The organism is Pseudomonas sp. WP18 (assembly GCF_036689585.1).
Taxonomy (GTDB): Bacteria; Pseudomonadota; Gammaproteobacteria; order Pseudomonadales; family Pseudomonadaceae; genus Aquipseudomonas; species Aquipseudomonas chlororaphis_E.
The window spans coordinates 1,617,748-1,639,073 of record NZ_CP144758.1 but is presented as its reverse complement, the minus strand read 5'-3'; the positions used below and the strand labels follow the sequence as shown (position 1 = coordinate 1,639,073).

Sequence of the window (21,326 nt, the reverse complement as noted above, 5' to 3'; positions counted from 1 at the left end):
TCTGCCAGCTTTTACAGGGTCGAAAGGTGCTGGCTTTTCGACAGAATGACAAAAAACCGTCGCTTAATCTCGCCCCGCCATCCCCACTTTCGACACTTCTTCACGTCGTCTAGAAAATCGCCTGAAACTTTTATTGACGCCTAAAAGTCGTCATAACCCGCAGATTCAAAGGCTTGCGCTTTGAACAATGTGCTGGTTTTCGAAGAGCACATAAGTTTTTTTCGAAATAAGCCTTATGAGAAATTCTTCTTAGGTTTCTCGCAGGATGTTCTTAGCTGTGTTGTTACAAGGTTGAAACGGTTTTGATCTTAAATACGTCAATTTTCTGGCGACAACGAAGCACTTACAGACCTCAGGAGATGCACCCCATGCGCGTTCTAACCCCCCTCTGCAGCGCGGTTTTGCTGGCCATGGCCTGCTCTTCTCAGGCGCAGGCCATGTCATTGACCGAAGCGATCCAGAGCACCATCGCGACCCACCCGGAACTGGCACAGCGGGTGGACAGCCGTCTGTCGGCCAATGAAGACGTCAAGGTCGCCAAGGGGGGCTTCTACCCGTCGGTGGATTTGAACGCCGGCTACGGCCGTGGCTACAGCGACAACACCAACACCCGGGCATTGGGCAACCACCACACCAATATCCTGAACTACACCCAATCGGAGCTGCGCCTGCGGCAGATGATCTTCGACGGGTTCAACGTCGCCAATGAAGTGGAACGCACCAAGGGCGTGGTCAACTCCCGCGCCTATTACGCCCAGGGCACCGCCCAGGACCTGGCCCTGCGCACCATCGAGGTCTACCTGGAAGTGCTCAAGCGTCGCGAACTGGTAACCCTGGCCAAGAACAACCTGCAAGCGCACTTGCGGGTCAACGACCAGATCGGCCTGCGCACCGAACGCGGGGTGGGCAGCACCGCCGACGCCGACCAGTCCCGGGCCCGTCGCGCCCTGGCGGAAAACAACTTCGACACCGCCGAAGTGGACCTGGCCGATGCCGAGGCGAACTTCTACAGCGTGGTCGGACGCATGCCCGATGAACTGGAAACCCCGCCCTCGACCAAGGGTGAAATGCCCGCCGACCTGCGCCAGGCCCAGCAGAGCATGATCGACAACAACCCGTACCTGAAATCGGCCCAGGCCGACATCCAGTCTGCGGAAAGCCAGTACGAGGTGGCGAAGTCGCCGTTCTACCCACGCTTCGATGCCGAAGCCGCGGTGGGCGCCAACAACAACCTCGGCGGCGAGGAAGGCCACGACAACAACTGGCGCGTGGGCGTGGTGATGAACTACAACCTGTTTCGCGGCGGCAGCGACAAGGCCCGGCTCGCGTCCAACGCCCATCAGATCAACCAGGCCATGGACATCCGCAACAATGCCCTGCGCCAGCTCAACGAAGACACGCGCCTGGCCTGGAACGCCATGACCAACGCCCGTAAGCAGACCCCTACCGCCCGCGAATACGCCGAGACCACCACCCGTGTGCGCGCGGCCTACCAGGACCAGTTCGGCCTCGGCCAGCGAACCCTGCTCGACCTGCTCGACAGCGAAAACGAGCTGTACAACGCCAACCGGCGCTACACCGAAGTGCGCTACACCGAGGAATACTCGATGTACCGGGTGCTGGCGAACATGGGCCTGCTGCTGAACAAACAGCGGGTGGTGCTGCCGGCCGACGCGATTGCGCAGACCGAGGTCAAGAACGAAGCGCGGTTGCCAGAACTCAAGTAGCGCCTGGGAGCGACCGACATGACCAGCATGGAACCCGCAACCCCCGGCGCCGACCCGCGCCTGAACTTTGATGATCCCTTGCTGGACGGCCTGTTGATCCTCTGCAAACTCCATGGCGCGACCGCCAGTCGCGCCAGCCTCAGCGCCGGGCTTCCTATGGCGCACCAACGCCTGGGCCTGGAGCTGCTGCCCCGCGCAGCAGCCCGGGCCAGCTTGCAGGCCAGGGTGCTGCGCCGCGAGCTGGCCGACATCTCGCCGCTCAACCTGCCGGTGATGCTGATCCTGACGGGAGGGCGCTGTGCGGTACTGCGGCGTTGGGGCGAGGACGGCCGGGCATTGATCCTGCCCAGCGAAGCCGACGGCGGCGAACAATGGGTCAGCCGCGAGGAACTGGCCCTCGACTACAGTGGCCAGGCCTTGTTCGCCCGGCCACGGCATGAACTCGAAGACTTGCGCGCGCCCCTGGTGCCGCGGGTCGAAGCGTGGTTTCGCGACACCTTGAAACTGTCGCGCTGGCTGTACAGCGACGCGATCCTGGCGAGCTTGCTGATCAACCTGCTGGGGTTGATGGTGCCGCTGTTCGTCATGCAGACCTACGACCGCGTGGTGCCCAACCAGGCCACTTCGACTTTGTGGGTGCTGGCCGTGGGGTTGTTGATCGGCACCGGGTTCGAGCTGGTGCTGCGGGTGGTGCGCGCTCATCTGTTGGACACCGCCGGCAAGAAAACCGACGTGATCCTCTCCGCGACCCTGTTCGAACGCATCACCGGCATGGCCATGAAAGCCAAGCCGGTGACCATCGGCGGGTTCGCCCAGAGCATCCATGACTTCCAGGGCCTGCGCGAATTTCTCACCGCCGTGACCCTCACCAGCCTCATCGACCTGCCCTTCGCCGTGCTGATGCTGGTGGTGATCGGCTTGCTGGGCGGCTGGCTGGTGGTGATTCCGGTCATCGCGTTCCCGATCACCATTGTTTTCGCCATGATCATCCAGGTGCGCCTGCGCGACACCGTGCAAAAAAGCCTGGCCCTGGGCGCCCAACGCCAGGCCTTGCTGATCGAAACCCTGGGCGGCCTGGAAACCCTCAAGGCCTGCAGCGCCGAAAGCGAGCGTCAGCATCAATGGGAAAGCACCCACGGCGCCCTCACCCGCCTGGACAGCCACGCGCGCAACCTCTCGGCGCTGGCGACCAACGGCACGCTGTTCCTGCAACAACTGGCCGGCATGGCGACCATCGTGGCCGGGGTCTACAGCATCATCGCCGGCAACCTCAGCGTCGGCGCGCTGGTGGCCACCTACATGCTCGGCAGTCGGGTGCTCGCGCCCCTGGGCCAGATCGCCGGGCTGATCACCCGCTACCAGCAAGCCCAGCTCACCATGCGCAGCACCGATGCCCTGATGGCCCTGCCCCAGGAGCGCGATGCCAGGCAGCGGCCGCTGGAGCGCACCCAATTGCAGGGTGCGCTGGACATCAGCGGCGTGACGTTCCACTACAACGGCCAGAGCGCTCCGGCCTTGGCCGACATCAGCTTCAGCCTCAAGCCCGGCGAACGGGTCGGGATCATCGGGCGCAGCGGTTCGGGCAAAAGCACCCTGGCGCGCCTGGTGATGGGTTTCTATGCGCCGCAGGAAGGTCAACTGCTGCTCGACGGCCTGGACCTGCGGCAACTGGACGTCGCCGACCTGCGCCAACAGGTCGGCTACGTGGCCCACGACTTGCCGTTGCTGGCCGGCAGCCTGCGCGACAACCTCACCCTGGGCGCCCGCTACGTCAGCGACGCGCGCATGCTGGAAGTGGCGGAACTGACCGGCGTCACCGAACTGGCCCGCCAGCATCCCCAAGGCTTCGACCGCCCGGTGGGTGAGCGTGGCCAACTGCTCTCCGGCGGGCAGCGCCAGGCGGTGCTGCTGGCCCGGGCCCTGCTGCTCGATCCGCCGATCCTGCTGCTGGACGAACCCACCAGTGCCATGGACAACAGCAGCGAGGACCTCTTGCGGCAAAAACTTCACACCCGCGTGCAGGGCAAGACCGTGCTGCTGGTCACCCACCGCACCTCGATGCTGAGCCTGGTGGACCGTCTGGTGGTGCTGGACAACGGCCGGATCGTGGCGGACGGGCCGAAGGATGCGGTGATCGATGCGCTGCGCAAGGGACGGGTGGGGTCTGGCGCCGTCTAGTCAATGCCGTGGCGAGGGAGCTTGCTCCCGCTGGGCTGCGTAGCGGCCCCGGACCCTGACACCGCGGAACGTCAGGCAGATCGAGTTGACTTTTTTGGGGGCCGCTTCGCAGCCCAGCGGGAGCAAGCTCCCTCGCCACAAAAGCCTCACTTGGCTTTATTTCACTTAACCAACGGGTATCCCCATGTCTGCCCAAACACCCGATCCAACTGCCCGAAGCTACTTCGGCAGTTTCAACAAAAGCGCCGAAAGCGAGTTCATGGCGGAAACCGCCAGCGCGGCGTTGCAGGATTCGCCTCGGCGATCGCGGGTCACCGTGTGGCTGGCCGCCGGGCTGATCATCACCGGGTTGGTCTGGGCGAAGCTGGCGGTCTTGCAGGAAGTCACCACCGGCGAAGGCAAGGCGATTCCGTCGAGCAAAGTGCAGGTGATCCAGAACCTGGAAGGCGGCATCGTCACCGAGATTTTCGTGCGCGAAGGCCTGATGGTGAACAAGGGCGACACCCTGTTGCGCCTGGATGACACGCGGTTCCTGTCGAACAAGGGCGAAAGCGAAGCCGACCGCTATGCCCTGACCGCCCAGGTCGAACGGCTCTCGGCCGAGGCCGAGGGGCGCCCCTTCACGCTGTCGGCCGAGGTGGCCAGCAAGGCCCCGCAAGTGGCCGAGGACGAACGCGCGCTGTACGAACAACGGCAACGGCGCCTGGCCAGCGAACAACGGACCCTGACCGAACAACTGCGGCAGAAGACCCAGGAACTGGCGGAGTTTCGCTCCAAGCAAAGCCAGTTCAGCTCTGCCCTGGCCTTGCTGCAAGAAGAAATGAACATGTCCGCGCCCTTGGTGAAGACCGGAGCCGTGTCGCCGGTGGAGATCCTGCGGCTCAAACGCAACGCGGTGGAAATCCGCGGCTCGCTCAACGCCACCACCCTGGCCATTCCCCGGGCCGAATCGGCGATCAATGAGATCAAGAGCAAGATCGATGAATCGGAACAGACCTTCCGTTCAGACGCCGCCAAGGACCTCAACGAAAAACGCACCGAGCTGTCGAAAATCACCGCCTCGAGCATCGCCATCGACGACCGCGTGTCCCGCACCACCGTGGTGTCGCCGGTGCACGGGGTGATCAAGCAGTTGAAGGTCAACACCATCGGCGGCGTAGTGCAGCCGGGCAGCGACATGGTGGAAATCGTGCCCCTGGAAGACAACCTGCTGATCGAAGCCAAGGTCCGTCCCCAGGACGTGGCGTTCCTGCATCCGGGCCAGAAAGCCATGGTCAAGTTCAGCGCCTACGACTACACCATCTACGGGGGGCTGAGCGCCCGCCTCGAACTGATCGGCGCCGACACCATCACCGACGACAAGGGCAACAGCTTCTACCTGATCCAGGTCCGCACCGACAAAAACCACTTGGGAGGCGACGTGAAGCCGCTGCTGATCATCCCGGGGATGGTGGCGACCGTGGACATCATCACCGGGGAGAAAAGCGTGCTGGACTACTTGCTCAAACCGGTGCTGAAGGCGCGGACCGAGGCGATGCGCGAGCGGTAGTCTCTGGCTGGGATTATCTGTGGCCATTCGGGCCCCTTCGCGGGCAAGCCCGCTCCCACAGAGGCTCTGAGGCGCACCATCAATCCGGTGTGGGAGCGGGCTTGCCCGCGAAGGGGGCGGCAGGAACACGCACTATTTTTCAGCATGGTTGCGCCGAAACGTTTCCTCCCCCATGGCCGCAATCTGCCCTTCGATCAACGCCTCGAACGGCTTCAGCAACGGCTCGAAACTCGTCGGTGCCTCCAGTACCTGCAACGCCTGGACAATCGCCTCCACCGTCGACAGCGCCCCTGGCCCCGGTGCCTTGCGCAAGCGATAGCGGGACACCCCGCCGTCAGCCAGCGTCACCCTCGGCAGTGCCGCCAGCAATGGATTGAGGTGCAGCAACTTGCGCGCCTTGCGCCAGGTACCGTCCGGCACCACCAACAGCAGTGGATCGTCGGACGCTGCATAAGCCTGCAGCGGTTGCGCGACCTCGCCGGGAAACAGCAGGCGTGCCTGATACCCCGGCCGGTGGAGCAATTGCGGCAAGTCTTCGAACACTTCGCCCACGATCAGCTCGGTATTGTTCAGCCCCAGGGCCGCCAGCCGGGCGGTGTTCAAGGCGTGATTGACTTCGCTGGGATGCTGCAGCAGCAACACCCGGGTACGGCTGTCGAGGCTGGGAATCAGCGGGCACAGGCAATGGCTTTGTGGCCGGTGGCAACGCGGGCAATGGATTCGGGACATGGCGGCACCTCAGGCCTGGTTGAGCTGCGCCTTGAGCAGGTCGCGGAAGGTCTGGATCAAAGGTTCGCGGCTGCGGCCACGGCGCACGATCATCGAAAACGGCGCCTGGTAGCCAAAGGTGGCCGGCAGCAGCACCCGCAAATCGCCCTTGTCGACCCAGGCCTGGGCGTAATGCTCGGGCAAGTAACCGACATAGGCACCGGACAACACCAGGATCAACTGCGCCTCCATGCTCTCTACCGTCGCCGCGCTGTGCTTGAAACCATGGCGGGCCAGTTCGGCCTGGCTCCAATACCCGCGTCCGACCATGCGCTGCTGGGTAATGACTGGTTCGGGGATGCGTCGCTCGTGAAACAACGGGTGACGATTGCTGCAATACAACCAATGCTGCTCGCGGTACAGCGGCATGTAGACCAGCCCGCTCATGCGCGTGGAAAACGCGCCGATGGCCAGGTCCAGGCGGTTGTCCTGCACACCGAGCTGCAGTTCATAAGGGCTCAGGACGGACAGGTGCAGGTGCACCGCCGGATGCTCCTGGCTGTAGGCACCGATGGCCTCGGCGAATGGCAAGGCCTTGTCGCTGACGGTGGAGTCGATCACGCCCAGGTTCAGCGTGCCGCGCAGCTCCCCCTTGAGGGCCGCCGCATACTGTTCGAACCCTTCGAGCTCACCCAGCAGGCGCAGGGTTTCCTGGTGGAACAACTCGCCCTTGCTGGTCAGGCTGAACCCACCTCGCCCGCGATGACACAGCACTAGGCCCAGGGCCGATTCGAGCTGGCTCATGTAGGTGCTGATGGCCGATGTCGAAAGGTTGAGTTCGTGCTGGGCGTTGGCAAACCCCTGGTGCCGGACCACGCTGACGAAAATACGCAGCAGTTTCAGGTCGGGTAGTGCGTTGGCCATTGGGTTTCTCCGTACCGGCGTATCACTGCAAGACTGTGTGGCGAGGGGATTTATCCCCGCTGGGCTGCGAAGCAGCCCCAATACCATTTTCCTGACACACCGAGCTTTCAGGTTTTAGGGCCGCTTCGCGCCCCAGCGGGGATAAATCCCCTCGCCACAGAACCACACCCATCCAAACAGGGGGACCGTGCTGACGCGGAGTCTATCGCCCTACCCCACATTAGTTTAGAAAAATCTGAACTAAGTATTTGCCCCCAGCGATTTTTCAGCGCCACGGCTTTTCGCAGAATCGGCCCCTGATAAATAAAACAACGATGAGGCCCTACCCGTGGACAAGATTCTTCACCAGCCACTGGGCGGCAACGAAATGCCGCGCTTCGGCGGCATCGCCACCATGATGCGCCTTCCCCACGTGCCCACCGCCGCCGGCCTGGACGCTGCCTTCGTCGGCGTGCCGCTGGACATCGGCACCTCCCTGCGCGCCGGCACCCGTTTCGGCCCCCGCGAGATCCGCGCCGAATCGGTGATGATCCGCCCCTACAACATGGCCACCGGCGCTGCGCCCTTCGACTCGCTGTCGGTCGCCGACATCGGCGACGTGGCAATCAACACCTTCAACCTGCTGGACGCGGTACGGATCATCGAAGAGTCGTACCACACCATCCTCGAACACGACGTCATCCCCCTGACCCTGGGCGGCGACCACACCATCACGCTGCCGATCCTGCGGGCCATTCACAAGAAACACGGCAAGGTCGGCCTGGTGCACATCGACGCCCACGCCGACGTGAACGACCACATGTTCGGCGAGAAGATCGCCCACGGCACCACGTTCCGCCGGGCCGTGGAAGAAGGCCTGCTCGATTGCGATCGCGTGGTGCAGATCGGCCTGCGCGCCCAGGGCTATACCGCCGATGACTTCAACTGGAGCCGCCGCCAGGGCTTTCGCGTGGTCCAGGCCGAAGAGTGCTGGCACCGTTCCCTGGCGCCGCTGATGGCTGAAGTCCGGGAGAAGGTCGGGGGCGGCCCGGTGTACCTGAGCTTTGACATCGACGGCATCGACCCGGCCTGGGCCCCAGGCACCGGCACCCCGGAAATCGGCGGCCTGACCACCATCCAGGCGATCGAAATCGTGCGCGGCTGCCAGGGCCTCGACCTGGTCGGTTGCGATCTGGTAGAAGTCTCGCCGCCGTACGACACCACCGGCAATACCTCACTGCTGGGCGCCAACCTGCTGTACGAGATGCTCTGCGTACTGCCTGGCGTGGCTCATCGCTGAGGGGCGCGCCATGAACGAACGCGAGCAAGTCCTGCTGGCCGCCGCCGAACTGGTGGCGGCCTTCGCCCGCAACGACCGCGAGGCTTACTTCGGCGCGTTCACCGCCGATGCGAGCTTCGTGTTCCACACCCTCGAACAGCCGTTGCTGTCACGCGATGCCTACCAGGCGTTGTGGGATCGCTGGCGGTCCGAGGATGGCTTCGAGGTGCTGGCGTGCACCTCGAGCAACGCCTTCGTCAGCCTGCAAGGTGACGTGGCGGTTTTCATCCATGACGTGGCCACCGAGCTGCGCTTGCAAGGGGAGCGACACTTTAGCCAGGAGCGCGAAACCATCCTGTTCCGCAAGCAGGAAGGACGCACACAAGAACAACAGGGCCTTTGGCTGGCCTGCCATGAACATTTGTCCGCCATGCCGGAAGGGCTGCCACCCCCTTAGCCAAACAGGCGACGTCCACCTTCGATGAACGCGCCTCGATGATCGGAGCAGATCATGCATAACAATAATGAAAACAGCCTCACGCAAATCGAAACCAACGGGGTCGAACAGATCCCGGACCACGAACGCACCGCCGGCCCGGGCGATCTGTTTCGCCTGATCTTCGGCGGCGCCAACACCTTCGCCACCGCCGTGCTGGGCAGTTTCCCAGTGCTGTTCGGCCTGTCGTTCCAGGCCGGCGCCTGGGCGATCGTCCTGGGGGTGTTGGTGGGTTCGATCATCCTCGCCCCCATGGGCCTGTTCGGCCCACTCAACGGCACCAACAACGCGGTGTCCTCCGGTGCGCACTTCGGCGTGCATGGTCGGATCGTCGGTTCGTTCCTGTCGCTGCTGACCGCCATCGCGTTCTTCTCGTTGTCGGTGTGGAGCTCCGGGGACGCATTGATCGGCGGCGCCAAGCGGCTGGTCGGCGTCCCGGAAACCGACCTGAGCCTGGGCCTGGCCTACGGCCTGTTCGCCCTGCTGGTGTTGACGGTGTGCATCTACGGCTTTCGCTTCATGCTGTGGGTCAACCGCGTGGCCGTATGGGCCGCCAGCCTGTTGTTCCTGCTGGGCATCGTGGCGTTCGCGCCGAGCTTCGACAGCCAGTTCGCCGGCACTGTCGGGTTTGGTCAACCGGGCTTCTGGGCGGCGTTCATCGGCGCGGCGCTGGTGGCCATGAGCAACCCGATTTCCTTCGGCGCGTTCCTCGGTGACTGGTCGCGCTACATCCCGCGCCACACCTCCAAGCAACGCATCATGCTGGCGGTGATCGCCGCACAACTGGCCACCCTGATCCCGTTCCTGTTCGGCCTCGCCACCGCCACCATCGTGGCGATCAAGGCCCCGGACTACATCGCGGCGAACAACTACGTGGGCGGGCTGCTGGCGGTGTCGCCGAGCTGGTTCTTCCTGCCGGTGTGCCTGATTGCGGTGATTGGCGGCATGTCCACCGGCACCACGTCGCTGTATGGCACCGGGCTGGACATGTCCAGCGTGTTCCCACGGCTGTTGTCGCGGGTCAAGGCGACGTTGCTGATCGGCGTGCTGTCGATTGCCTTCATCTTCATCGGGCGCTTCGCCGCGAACCTGGTGCAGAGCGTGTCGACCTTCGCCGTGCTGATCATCACCTGCACCACCCCGTGGATGGTGATCATGATCATCGGCCTGCTGGTGCGACGCGGTTTCTACTGCCCCGACGATCTGCAAGTGTTCACCCGAGGCGAAACCGGCGGACGCTACTGGTTCAACCATGGCTGGAACTGGCGCGGCCTGGGGGCGTGGATCCCCAGCGCACTGGTCGGGCTGTGCTTCGTCAACCTGCCGGGGCAGTTCGTCGGCCCGTTGGGTGAACTGGCCGGTGGCATCGACATCAGCCTGCCGGTGACCCTGGGCCTGGCGTCGGTGGTGTACCTGGTGTTGCTTGGGCTGTTCGCCGAGCCGGCGGCGGTGTATGGGCCGCAGGATCCGCGTAGCAAAAACCAGCCGAGCACAGAACCTGTGGCGAGGGGATTTATCCCCGCTGGAGCGCGCAGCGCTCCCAAACCCTGACACCTCGGTGTGCCAGCCAGATTGAGTTGACTATTTTGGGGCTGCTTCGCAGCCCAACGGGGATGAATCCCCTCGCCACAAGGGCATCACTCATCCCGACCTTCCTATAAAAAGACAATCGGAGACTCGCCACCATGGCTTTGGACTTAATCGTCGTTCTTCTCTACGCCACGGGCATGATCGCCCTGGGCTGGTATGGCATGCGTCGCGCCAAGACCCGCGACGACTACCTGGTCGCCGGACGCAACCTCGGCCCGGGCTTCTACCTGGGCACCATGGCCGCGACGGTCCTGGGCGGCGCGTCCACCATCGGCACCGTGCGCCTGGGCTATGTCCATGGGATTTCCGGCTTCTGGCTGTGCGGCGCCATCGGCCTGGGCATCGTCGGCCTGAGCCTGTTTCTGGCCAAGCCGCTGCTCAAACTCAAGATCTACACCGTGACCCAGGTGCTGGAGCGCCGCTACAACCCGGCCGCGCGTCACGCCAGTGCGCTGATCATGCTGGTGTATGCGTTGATGATCGGCGCCACCTCGACCATCGCCATCGGCACGGTGATGCAAGTGCTGTTCGGCCTGCCCTTCTGGGTCTCGATCCTGGTGGGCGGTGGCGTGGTGGTGCTGTACTCCACCATCGGCGGCATGTGGTCGCTGACCCTCACCGACATCGTGCAGTTTCTGATCATGACCATCGGCCTGGTGTTCCTGCTGATGCCGATGTCCATCGTCGACGCCGGCGGTTGGGATGCGATGGTGGCGAAACTGCCGGCCAGTTACTTCGATTTCACCGCCATTGGCTGGGACACCATCCTTACCTACTTCCTGATCTACTTCTTCGGGATTTTCATCGGCCAGGACATCTGGCAGCGGGTGTTCACCGCTCGCAGCGAAGGCGTGGCGAAAGTGGCCGGCACCGCCGCCGGCCTATATTGTGTGCTCTACGGCCTGGCCGGGGCATTGATCGGCATGGCCGCCAAGGTGTTGCTGCCGGACCTTGCCAACGTCAACAACGCCTTTGCCAGCGTGGTCCAGACCAGCCTGCCCAATGGAATTCGCGGGCTGGTGGTCGCCGCTGCCCTGGCGGCCTTGATGTCCACCGCCGCAGCCGGCCTGCTCGCGGCGTCCACCACGGTGGTGCAGGACCTGTTGCCACGTTTGCGCCAAGGCCGTGAAGGCGGCAGCGGCGATGTCCACGAGAACCGCATCGCCACCCTGCTGATGGGGGCATTGGTGTTGGTTATCGCCCTGGTGGTCAGTGACGTCATCAGCGCCCTGACCCTGGCCTATAACCTGTTGGTGGGCGGCATGCTGATCCCGTTGATTGGCGCCATCTACTGGAAACGCGCCACCACCGCCGGCGCGATCAGCAGCATGTCGCTGGGCTTCCTGACGGCGTTGTTCTTCATGGTCAAGGACGGCCTGGACGCCAACACGCCGATCTACTACAGCCTGAGCGTGGCGCTGGTGAGTTTTGTGGTGGTAAGCCTGTTGTCGCCACGAGCGAATGCGGTGGCGAAGATGGTCTGATAATCGGTAAACGACTGTGGGAGCGAGCCTGCTCGCGATGGCGACGTATCAGCCACCACTTACGCTGATACAACGCATTCGCGAGCAGGCTCGCTCCCACAAAAACCGACCTGACAGCTAATCAGCGGCGGCGCGGCTGGCGGCGGCGTTGCTCGTCATCGGTACGGATCGGGACCGGCTGCATCGGCGGTTCGATCAAGCCAAGCGCAACACCCAGGTCGTGAAGCCAGTTCTGGATTTTCTCTTTCATCGTGGTGCCCCCTCAGGGTAATACGAGCGGCAGAATGCTATGGCCCCTTCGCTCTGATAATAGTCCGATGTGTTACGCAATGCTCGTCTCAGTTTGCAATGATCTGTTACTGAATTGATCCAAATCCCACGCCCGGAGTTCAAGCCGATCGAGCCGTCACCGCAGGCACGCGCGGCCAGGCCTGTTGTTGCAATTCAATCCAGGCATTCAGGTTGGCGCCCACCATGCCCTTACGCCACATCAGCCAGGTCGTGGCGCTGGCAAACGGCTCGGCCAAGGGGTGCACCGTCACCCGCTCGCGGCCCGGCATGCTGGCCAGCATCGACTCGGACAACAACGCCACCCCGGAGCCAGCGATCACACACGCCAGCATCCCCTGGTAAGACTCGATCTCCATCGCCCGGCCCATGGTCGCGTGGTCATGGGCAAACCAGGCTTCCAGGCGCATGCGGTACGAACAGCCCCGGCGAAACGTGAACACCGAGCGCCCCTGGACATCCAGCGCACTGCGCACCGGCGGGTGATCGGCCTCGGTGATCACCACCAGCCGCTCGTCGCACAGCGGCACGCCGTCCAGCCCCGCCAGCTCCAGCGGGCCATCCACCAGCGCGGCATCAAGGCGCCCGGTGAGCAAGCCTTCGAGCAGTTCGCCGCTGGGCCCGGACTGCACCTGCAGGTTCACCGCCGGGTAAGTACGGTGATAAGCGGCCAGAAGGTCCGGCAAGTGAATCGCCGCGGTGCTGTACATCGTGCCCAACACAAAATCCCCGGCCGGTTGCCCACCCTGCACCGCCGCGTGGGCTTCGTCGTGCAGGGCAAAAAGCTTGCTCGCATAGTCCAGCAGGACTTTTCCCGCCGGTGACAACTGCAAGCGCTGACGCTCGCGCAAGAAAAGATCCACCCCCAGCTGTTCTTCCAGCTGCTTGAGCCGGGTCGAGAGGTTCGACGGCACCCGGTGCAAGCGTTCGGCCGCCCGGGTGATGGATCCTTCCTCGGCCACGGCCTGGAAAATCCGCAATTGGCTGAACTCCACGACATTCTCCAAAAAAGAACAAGTCACTCACTATTATTCATTTTTAATGAAAGTCAATCGGTTCTAGCCTGACAGTCATTCGCCTCGACGCTGGAGAACGACATGTCACCTCTCACTCGCCTGCTCGGCAGCTTCATCGCCTTGATGATGGCCATGGGCATTGGTCGCTTTGCCCTGACGCCCCAGTTACCTCATCTCATCGGCGAGGGCCAGGTCGACTTGACCGCCGCCGGTCTGATTGCCGCCGCCAACTACCTGGGTTACTTCCTCGGCGCGCTGGATGCGATGTTCGCCCGTCGTGCGGAACAGGTGAGGCGCCGGTTGCTCGGCGGCCTGTGGCTGTGCGTGCTGCTGACCCTGGCATCGTTCTGGGCCTGGGGCTTCTGGCCGCACCTGGCGCTGCGTTTCGGCACGGGCGTGGCGAGTGCCTGGGTGCTGGTGATGATCACGGCCTTGAGCCAGCCCTTGGCCGCGGCGGCCGGACGCCCTCGCCTCGGTGCCCTGGTGTTTGCCGGCCCAGGCCTGGGGATTGCGCTGACCGGCTTGCTCGCCCTGGGCTCGAACCTGCTGGGCCAGGCCTCCGCCACCCTGTGGCTGGTCTACGCCGGCGTGGCGTTGGCGATGCTGCTCGGAATCCTGCCGATCCTGCCGCAGCCCGCCGCAACCGCCGCCGTCGCAGCGCCGCCCCGCCATTCACCCAGCCGTGGCATTGCCCGCCTTGGTGTGGTGTACGCCCTCTACGGCGTGGGCTACATCATCCCGGCCACGTTTCTGTCGCAAATGGCCTCGGCCCAATTCCACGGGCAATGGCAGGCTGACCTGTTCTGGCCCAGCTTTGGCCTGGCCGCCGCGCTGGGCGTGCTGCTGGTCAGCCGGCGTCGCCCGGACCCGAACACCACCGGTCGCTGGTTGATCGGCACGCTCTGGCTGCAGGCCGCCGGGGTGTTCGCCTGCCTGCTGGGCAGCGGCTTGGGGCTGGCACTGGGGGTCCTACTCTGCGGCGCGCCGTTCCTGGCCTGTATGCAACTGGTGATGCTGCGCTCGCGGGAACTGGCTCCCCACGCCACCCAGCGCAACGCCGGGTTGCTGACCGCCTGCTTTGCCGTGGGCCAGCTCAGCGGCCCACTGCTCGCGGCACTGAGCAGCCATTTCAGCGGTGGGTTGCAACCGGCACTGATCATCGCCGGCAGCGGCCTGGTGCTGGCCGGCGGGCTGTTGCTGCGGCCCGCCAGCCAGGCTGCGGCGAGCCCCTGCCCTCGCACCATCCTGCGTTGATCAGGCCTGGCCGGCCGGGTTGAGCGAGGGACCGCGCTGCAGGATCGACTCGCGCCGCGCCAGGGCGAAGTACAGCGCGCCCCCAAGCAGGCAACCGGTGAACCAGGCAAAGTTAGCCATCGGTTGCAGCACCGGCGTAAAGGTAATCGCCACCCCCACCAGCGTCGCCGCAATCATGGCCTTGACCGCCGTCCAGTTGATGCCGCCGCTGTAGTAATAACGCCCGCTTGGCCCGTCATTGAACAGCGCATCCACATCGATGTGCTGTTTCTTGATCAGGTAGTAGTCCGCCAGCAGGATCCCGAACAACGGGCCAATGAACGCCGCCAGCACGTCCAGGGTGTAGTGGATCACCTCCGGGTCGTTGAACAGGTTCCACGGCGTGATGAAAATCGAGGCCACGGCGGCAATCATGCCGCCCGCGCGCCAACTGATCTTGCTCGGCGCGACGTTGGCGAAGTCAAACGCGGGGGACACGAAGTTGGCGACGATGTTGATGCCGATGGTCGCGGTGACGAAGGCAAAGGCCCCCAGCAGCACAGCCACATCGTTGTCGATGCGCGCCACGGTGGCGATCGGGTCGTGGAGCATTTCGCCGAACACGGGCAGGGTCCCGGAAACAATCACTACCGTGACCAGGGAGAACGCCAGGAAATTCACGGTAGCCCCCAGAAATTGCCTCGGCGCACGTCAGACATGCTCCGGCAATAACGGCTGAAATCGCCAAAATTGAGGGTCGGACCGGAAAAGTACGACACCACCAGCGCCGTCGCCACGATCACCTGGCCGACCGCCTGCCAGCCCGACAAGGACTTTTCCGCCAGCGTGAAGCTGATGTTGCTCCAACCGGCCTTCCACACGATCCAGCCGGCCAACAGGAACATCACCGCATAGACCACTGGCCCGGCCCAGTCGATGAACCGGCGGATCGAGTCCATCCCCGTCCAGAACACCAACGCCTGGACGCACCAAAGGCCGAGGAAACCGAACCAGCCCAGGTAGGACAGGCCGGCAAACTGCGGCTCGGCGTAGGCTTGCATTGAAGGAAAGAACCGCAGCACCACGATGATCAACGCGCTGGAAGCCAGGTAGGTCTGGATGCCATACCAGGCCACGGCAATCAAACCGCGGATGACCGCCGGAATGTTCGCCCCGAAGACCCCGAACGCCAGCCGACAGATCACCGGGTACGGCACCGCCGCCTGCTGGCTCGGCCTGGCGACCAGGTTGGCGATCAACTGCACGATGCAAATCCCGCCCAGCAAGGCAATCAACACCTGCCAACTGGCCAGGCCCAAGGCGAACAGGCTGGCGGCAAAGACGTAGCCACCCACGCTGTGCACGTCGCTCATCCAGAACGCGAAGATGTTGTACCAATTCCATTTCTGCGGCAGCGGGCCCAGGTCCTCGTTGTAGAGGCGTGGGCTGTAGCCGTTGGGCAATTGCTTGGACATTGCGGGGCTCCTTTTGAGTACCGCCGTGCCCCCGCATCAACCTGCTCACCATACTGCGCACGGGAGCCGGCATGGTTTGTATACGAAGCACTACGCAGAATGCGTGCCATAGAGAGAAGATATGCGACAAAACGCGGTGTACAGCGAAGGATGCAACCGCCCAGGCAGGCGCCTACGCCCACGAACAGGGCGTGGGTGCATGCTGAAGGTGCAGTTTTTTGTATACAGCGAAGATCTCGTGGCGAGGGAGCTTGCTCCCGCTGGGCTGCGAAGCAGGCCTAAAACACGTGTGCTCAATCAAAACTGACACACCGAGGGGCATGGTCGAGGGGCCGCTTCGCGACCCAGCGGGAGCAAGCTCCCTCGCCACAGGAGATACAGATTGCTGCCCAGAGGCACATGCTTTGTGCCACAGGGCAGCAAGCGCGATGGGTGCTCAGCTCAATTCAATGCGATCAGCATGAATGACAATCTGCCCATTCTTGTACAGCGCGCCAATGGCTTTCTTGAAGTTGCCCTTGCTCACGCCAAACAGGCTGCTGATCAGCGCCGGATCGCTCTTGTCGCTGACCGCCAGGGTGCCGTTGTTCTCGCGCAGCTTGGCGAGGATCTTGGCGTTCAGGCTGGTGGCGGCTTCCTGGCCCACCGGCTGCAGGCTCAAGCTGATCTTGCCGTCCGGACGGACTTCCTTGATGAAGCCTTTTTCCTGCTTGCCGGCACGCATGAACTTGAAGATTTCGTTCTTGTGGATCAAGCCCCAGTGCTTGTTGTTGATGATCGCCTTGAACCCCATGTCGGTGGCCTCGGCCACCAGCAAATCCACTTCCTGGCCCGGCGTGTAGTTGGCCGGTGTCTTGTCCAGGTAACGGTCCAGGCGAGCGGTGGCGGTAATGCGGCGGGTGTGCTTGTCGAGGTAGACGTGCACCACGCAGTAATCGCCAGCGCTCAACTGGCGCTTTTCCTCGGAGTACGGCAGCAGCAAGTCCTTGGGCAGGCCCCAGTCGAGGAACACGCCAATGCTGTTGACTTCAACCACTTTCAGGCTGGCGAACTCACCGACCTGGACTTTGGGCTTTTCCGTGGTCGCGATCAGTTTGTCATCGCTGTCCAAATAAATAAAAACATTGAGCCAGTCTTCATCTTCGCTGGAAATATCCTTGGGGATATAACGGTTGGGCAGCAGAATTTCGCCGTCCGGCCCGCCGTCCAGATATAAACCGAAATTAGTGTGTTTAACCACTTGCAGACTGTTGTAGCGCCCGATTAAAGCCATTTCCAATACCCTCATTGCGTGGGCGGCATTCTACCCGGTTTTGCGGCGCGGTTCGTGGCCGTCACGCGCTTTGCCGGGAAGCCCCGCGCAACCGTTGATTTTCCTGGCTTTTCGCGCGAACAGTGGCCATTCGTCAGACCAGTGACGGAGCCGAACGCCGGCCCGCGGCGTTATATTTCCGAACCGTTGTTATTTAAAAACAGAGGGTTAGGGCAACAATGGCTGGATTATCCGGGTGCCATTTGCACTTGGGCAGTAGGCCTCGCGGGGGATATTTCCCAAGCTATTGTCAAGTATTTCCTGTACGATGCCTGGCCCAATTAATGATCTATAGGTTAATGGCCGTCATGCGCGTAAAAGCATCCAACAGCAAAGCAAAGCCAGCTCCAGCCGTTGAAACCAGCGAGTCGATCAACGACCAGATCGCGGCATTCCTCAAGTCCGGCGGCGAGATCCAGCAAATTGCCAAAGGTGTCAGCGGCCAGACGTTCGGCCCGTCCAAGCAGATCAGCCTGGGCAAGAAGTAACCTGCGCCTCACCTTGTCCCAAAGCGCTTTGAGCTTCGAAGCGCTTGGACTGGAAAATCCCTTCCCTGCCTCCTGCATTTCCCACGAATCGACGAACGGCCATCGCTGCCGAGTATTCGCCGGTATCCTTGCACCTCTCTAGCTCAAGCGTTTCAGCTTAGTTTCCGTTCCTGCTCCTCGCTAATTCCGGAGTGAAGCATGCGCTTTCCTGTTGCTGTGCTGACGACCAGCCTGATGACATGTTCCCTGGCCTATGGGCAGGTCTTCCAGCGCGAGCTTGGCGACTTCGACCTCAAGCTTGGCACCACGCCGACCCGCAGCATGGCCCAGGGCCTGGTGACCCAATCGAGCACCGGCTCGTTCCATGGCGGCCTGGACCTGAGCCACGACAGCGGCTGGTACGCCGGCCAATGGTCCCCGAGCGCCGGTCTGACGTCGGACCTTGAAGTCGATTCCTACATGGGCTTTAAACACCCCTTCGACCAGACGCTTGGCTATGAAGTCGGCCTGATCCATTACAGCTATCCCACCGCCGATACCCTCGACAGCCAGGAATTCTTCGGCGGCCTGACCGTGCTCGGCAGCCGCTTCGGTGCTGCCTTGAGCAACGATCCGGATAAGCTGAACAGCACGCTGTTTGCCGACCTCGGCGGCAACGTGCCCTTCGGCATCGGCATCAGCGCCAAGTACACCACCCACCAGCTCAACACGCCCGTGTCGGTGGACAACGGTTATGTCAGCAGCTTCAGTGACTGGTCGCTGAAAATTTCCCGCCCCTGGAAAGGCCTCGACCTGGACCTGATCTACAGCGACTCGAGCCTCAGCGGCAGCAGCTGCTCGGCCTATTCCGGGCACAACAGCCAGTGCGACAGCCTGCTGACCCTCAAGATGGCCCACCCTTTTTACTAGGCTATGTAAGAAATAGCTTGAAACTTGGTTATGCGGCGTTAAAAACCGGCTCGGAATGCTCATTGACAACCAGTCAAGTCGAGCGCGACCCCGGTCGTTCCAAGCCGGTTTTTGCCTTGCCTAACCTGCGTTTCAAACTATTTCGTACACATCCTAGGCGTTACGCTTTTAATCGGCTGAACTGCCGCGCGTCTGCAATGCTCCAACAAAGCACCTACGCCCTCGCAAGGACTCGCTCATGTCGCGCTGGTTAACACGCACCGCCCTGTTCATCGCCGTGCTATTGACGCTCACCGCCTGCAGCCGGGTAGGCCTGGCCTACCGCAACCTCGACCTGATCATCCCGTGGACCCTCAATGACTACCTGGAAATCAACGGCGAGCAAAAAGACTGGTTCAACGAACGCCTCAAGCAACACCTGAGTTGGCACTGCACCACGCAGCTACCGGGCTACCTCGACTGGCTGGACCGCCTCAAGACCATGGTGCAAACCAACCGGGTGACCGATGCCGCCCTGCAACAGCGCACTCAGGAAGCCAAGGCCGCCATCGCCGAAACCGCCCGGGAAATCACCCCGTCGGCCATCCAGTTGCTCCAGGGGCTTAGCGACGAACAAGTGGCGGACATGGACGCCGCCTTCGTCAAGGACCAGCGCAAGCGCCAGGAGGAATACCTCAAGCCGTCATTGCAGGAGCAAATCCAGGCGCGCAGCAAACGCATGGAGAAACGCCTGAACGACTGGCTCGGCCCAATCAACGAGGCTCAGCGTCAACGTGTGATGGCATGGTCCACTGCCCTCGGCGACCAGAACCAACAGTGGATCGCCAACCGCGCCCACTGGCAGAACCAGTTCAGCCAAGCCGTGGCCCAACGCCACAGCCCCGATTTCCCGCAGCGCATCGAGCAACTGCTGGTCAACCGCGAAAGCCTCTGGACCCCGGCCTATCGCGAAGCCTTCAGCAAGACCGAAGCCCAGGCCCTCAGCCTGTTGATCGACCTGCTGGCCGACAGCACCCCGCCCCAGCGCGAGCGTTTGCTGAAGAAAATCGACGGGGTGAAGAAGGACTTCAGCGACCTGAAATGCCTGAAATCGGCACGCTCTTGAAACCACAAAAAAATCCAATGTGGGAGCGGGCTTGCCCGCGAATGCGATCTACCAGCTAACGATCATGTTGGCTGACACGGCGCATTCGCGGGCAAGCCTGCTCCCACAAACAAGGCGCACACCCATCAAGCAATCTGCGCCTTCGAAGCCAAGTCATCGAACGTGAACTCATCCAGCGCATCGTCCTGCTCATCCAGCACCTGGCGTGGGTGATCATTGCCCGGAATGCTGCTGTCAATCAGGCTCAGCAAGCGCGAACCGCGGGGCGTGAGCACGAAGTTCTCGCCATTACCGCCTTCTTCCTCCGGCCGCGGTTCAATGAAGCCACGCTCCAGCAGCAGCTTTTCATACTCCCCGGCAACCGCTTTCAGATGATCGAGATTCTCGATCTCCTCGCCCTGCGCCGCCTTGGCCGCCGCGTGCTGCTCCGCATAAGGCCGAGGGGTAAAGCTGTGGCCGGCGCCGTTCTGCACTTCGTGCAGCAACCGTTCGATCAAGTCCCAGTTATAAGTCGTCATCCTGGTCCATCCTCCAAAGAATGAGATGCCTTCCCAGTGTCCTGTTTCGCAAATAAAGACACTAAGGGTGTGACCGAGACGCTGCGCCGCCGTTCAGCTGGGCTTCCCGACGGGCCATTTCATCTGCCGACCAACGGTCTGTCGAATTCACACACGGCCAAACGACCACTGACACAAGCACCTGCTGAACGACCCTGACTACAGGAGAAATCATCATGAACGTCGAGAATCATCCAGTCGTCTCGCGGGAAGAATGGCTCGCTGCGCGCCGCGAACACCTGGCCCACGAAAAAGCCTTTACCCGCGAACGGGACAGACTCAGCGCCGAACGCCGCGCCCTGCCCTGGGTCAAGATCGACAAACCCTATCGCTTCCAGGGCCCCCACGGCGAACTCAGCCTGGCCGACCTGTTCGGCGACCGCAGCCAACTGGTCGTCTACCACTTCATGTTCGGCCCCGGCTGGAAAGAAGGTTGCCACGGTTGCTCCTTCCTGTCCGACCACATCGACGGCGCCAACCAACACCTCGCCCATCACGACGTGGCAGTGGTCGCCGTCTCCCGCGCGCCGTTCGCCGAATTCCAGCCGTTCAAGCGGCGCATGGGCTGGGCCTTCGACTGGGTCTCCTCAAACGGTTGCGACTTCAACGACGACTTCGGCGTCAGTTTCAAAGCCGAAGACACCGCTGCCGGAACGGCCACCTACAACTACGAAAAAACCGACACCGCCGAAGGCGAACTCCCAGGCCTGAGCGTCTTCTATCGCAACCAAGCCGGCGAGATCTTTCACACCTACTCCACCTATGCCCGAGGTTTGGACATGCTGGTCGGGACCTACCACTACCTCGACCTCACGCCGAAGGGTCGTAATGAGGACGAAATCATGGGACTGGGTACGGCATCACGATAAGTACGACGAGGCCAAGCCACACAGCTGCTGCCACGACTGATGCGCCAACCCGCACAAGTCGAGCGCGACCCCTGTGGCGAGGGAGCTCGCTCCCGCTCGACTGCGTAGCAGGCGCCCGCGATGCCTGAATCAACACCACCACTTGAATGTGATTGGAAAC

17 protein-coding genes and 2 pseudogenes are annotated in these 21,326 nt (G+C 62.6%); 12 read left to right on the top strand and 7 right to left on the bottom strand.

The window, feature by feature from the left end:
- Positions 1-368 precede the first annotated feature (368 nt).
- From V5F23_RS07240 to V5F23_RS07230, 3 genes are all read left to right on the top strand, one after another.
- Positions 369-1,727, top strand: coding sequence for a TolC family outer membrane protein (locus tag V5F23_RS07240; protein ID WP_042732802.1), 1,359 nt, complete (start codon positions 369-371; stop codon positions 1,725-1,727).
- Positions 1,728-1,745: 18 nt separating this feature from the next.
- The gene (locus V5F23_RS07235) at positions 1,746-3,905 is read left to right on the top strand and encodes a type I secretion system permease/ATPase (RefSeq protein ID WP_338497861.1); all 2,160 of its coding nucleotides are present in this window, start codon (positions 1,746-1,748) and stop codon (positions 3,903-3,905) included.
- Positions 3,906-4,089: 184 nt separating this feature from the next.
- Positions 4,090-5,454 (top strand): HlyD family type I secretion periplasmic adaptor subunit, encoded by a 1,365-nt coding sequence (locus V5F23_RS07230; RefSeq protein WP_338497860.1) that lies wholly within the window; start codon positions 4,090-4,092, stop codon positions 5,452-5,454.
- A 132-nt stretch (positions 5,455-5,586) separates the two neighbouring features.
- Here the strand turns inward: V5F23_RS07230 and V5F23_RS07225 are convergent, their stop codons facing one another.
- On the bottom strand, positions 5,587-6,183 hold the full coding sequence (locus tag V5F23_RS07225; RefSeq protein ID WP_338497856.1) for a DTW domain-containing protein: 597 nt from the start codon (positions 6,181-6,183) through the stop codon (positions 5,587-5,589).
- A gap of 9 nt (positions 6,184-6,192) precedes the next feature.
- Positions 6,193-7,086, bottom strand: a complete 894-nt coding sequence (locus V5F23_RS07220; protein WP_047737698.1) for a LysR family transcriptional regulator — start codon at positions 7,084-7,086, stop codon at positions 6,193-6,195.
- Positions 7,087-7,414: 328 nt separating this feature from the next.
- Between V5F23_RS07220 and speB the strand changes: the two genes are divergently transcribed.
- From speB to V5F23_RS07200, 4 genes are all read left to right on the top strand, one after another.
- Entirely contained in the window at positions 7,415-8,365 is a 951-nt protein-coding gene (gene speB / locus V5F23_RS07215) for an agmatinase (protein WP_053146376.1), read from the top strand.
- 10 nt (positions 8,366-8,375) lie between these two features.
- Positions 8,376-8,801 carry a nuclear transport factor 2 family protein gene (locus V5F23_RS07210; protein ID WP_042732846.1) on the top strand — a complete coding sequence of 142 codons (426 nt, stop codon included), beginning with the start codon at positions 8,376-8,378 and terminating at the stop codon, positions 8,799-8,801.
- A 51-nt stretch (positions 8,802-8,852) separates the two neighbouring features.
- Positions 8,853-10,391: a cytosine permease gene (locus V5F23_RS07205; RefSeq protein ID WP_338498867.1), complete on the top strand. Its 1,539-nt coding sequence runs from the start codon at positions 8,853-8,855 to the stop codon at positions 10,389-10,391.
- 134 nt (positions 10,392-10,525) lie between these two features.
- Positions 10,526-11,914, top strand: coding sequence for a sodium:solute symporter (locus V5F23_RS07200; protein WP_042732951.1), 1,389 nt, complete (start codon positions 10,526-10,528; stop codon positions 11,912-11,914).
- 121 nt (positions 11,915-12,035) lie between these two features.
- Here the strand turns inward: V5F23_RS07200 and V5F23_RS07195 are convergent, their stop codons facing one another.
- Positions 12,036-12,164 (bottom strand): PA1414 family protein, encoded by a 129-nt coding sequence (locus V5F23_RS07195; RefSeq protein ID WP_003198971.1) that lies wholly within the window; start codon positions 12,162-12,164, stop codon positions 12,036-12,038.
- Between the two features lie 139 nt (positions 12,165-12,303).
- The gene (locus V5F23_RS07190) at positions 12,304-13,197 is read right to left on the bottom strand and encodes a LysR family transcriptional regulator (RefSeq protein WP_047737706.1); all 894 of its coding nucleotides are present in this window, start codon (positions 13,195-13,197) and stop codon (positions 12,304-12,306) included.
- A gap of 102 nt (positions 13,198-13,299) precedes the next feature.
- On the opposite strand from V5F23_RS07190, the gene V5F23_RS07185 reads away from it, so the two are divergent.
- Positions 13,300-14,472 (top strand): YbfB/YjiJ family MFS transporter, encoded by a 1,173-nt coding sequence (locus V5F23_RS07185; protein WP_047737710.1) that lies wholly within the window; start codon positions 13,300-13,302, stop codon positions 14,470-14,472.
- On the opposite strand, the pseudogene V5F23_RS07180 reads toward V5F23_RS07185, so the two are convergent.
- A pseudogene (locus V5F23_RS07180) lies at positions 14,473-15,824 on the bottom strand (NCS1 family nucleobase:cation symporter-1).
- A gap of 538 nt (positions 15,825-16,362) precedes the next feature.
- On the bottom strand, positions 16,363-17,199 hold the full coding sequence (locus tag V5F23_RS07175; protein ID WP_338497851.1) for a S1-like domain-containing RNA-binding protein: 837 nt from the start codon (positions 17,197-17,199) through the stop codon (positions 16,363-16,365).
- A gap of 338 nt (positions 17,200-17,537) precedes the next feature.
- Here V5F23_RS07175 and V5F23_RS07170 point away from each other — a divergent pair, with 338 nt between their 5' ends.
- From V5F23_RS07170 to V5F23_RS07160, 3 genes are all read left to right on the top strand, one after another.
- Positions 17,538-17,726: a hypothetical protein gene (locus V5F23_RS07170; RefSeq protein ID WP_018607615.1), complete on the top strand. Its 189-nt coding sequence runs from the start codon at positions 17,538-17,540 to the stop codon at positions 17,724-17,726.
- 198 nt (positions 17,727-17,924) lie between these two features.
- Positions 17,925-18,635 (top strand): TorF family putative porin, encoded by a 711-nt coding sequence (locus V5F23_RS07165; RefSeq protein WP_053146361.1) that lies wholly within the window; start codon positions 17,925-17,927, stop codon positions 18,633-18,635.
- 238 nt (positions 18,636-18,873) lie between these two features.
- Positions 18,874-19,740: a DUF6279 family lipoprotein gene (locus tag V5F23_RS07160; RefSeq protein ID WP_042732335.1), complete on the top strand. Its 867-nt coding sequence runs from the start codon at positions 18,874-18,876 to the stop codon at positions 19,738-19,740.
- Between the two features lie 125 nt (positions 19,741-19,865).
- On the opposite strand, the gene V5F23_RS07155 is transcribed toward V5F23_RS07160, so the two are convergent.
- The gene (locus V5F23_RS07155) at positions 19,866-20,258 is read right to left on the bottom strand and encodes a transcriptional regulator (protein ID WP_042732336.1); all 393 of its coding nucleotides are present in this window, start codon (positions 20,256-20,258) and stop codon (positions 19,866-19,868) included.
- 215 nt (positions 20,259-20,473) lie between these two features.
- Here V5F23_RS07155 and V5F23_RS07150 point away from each other — a divergent pair.
- Positions 20,474-21,206: pseudogene (locus tag V5F23_RS07150) on the top strand (thioredoxin family protein).
- Positions 21,207-21,326: the final 120 nt, after the last annotated feature.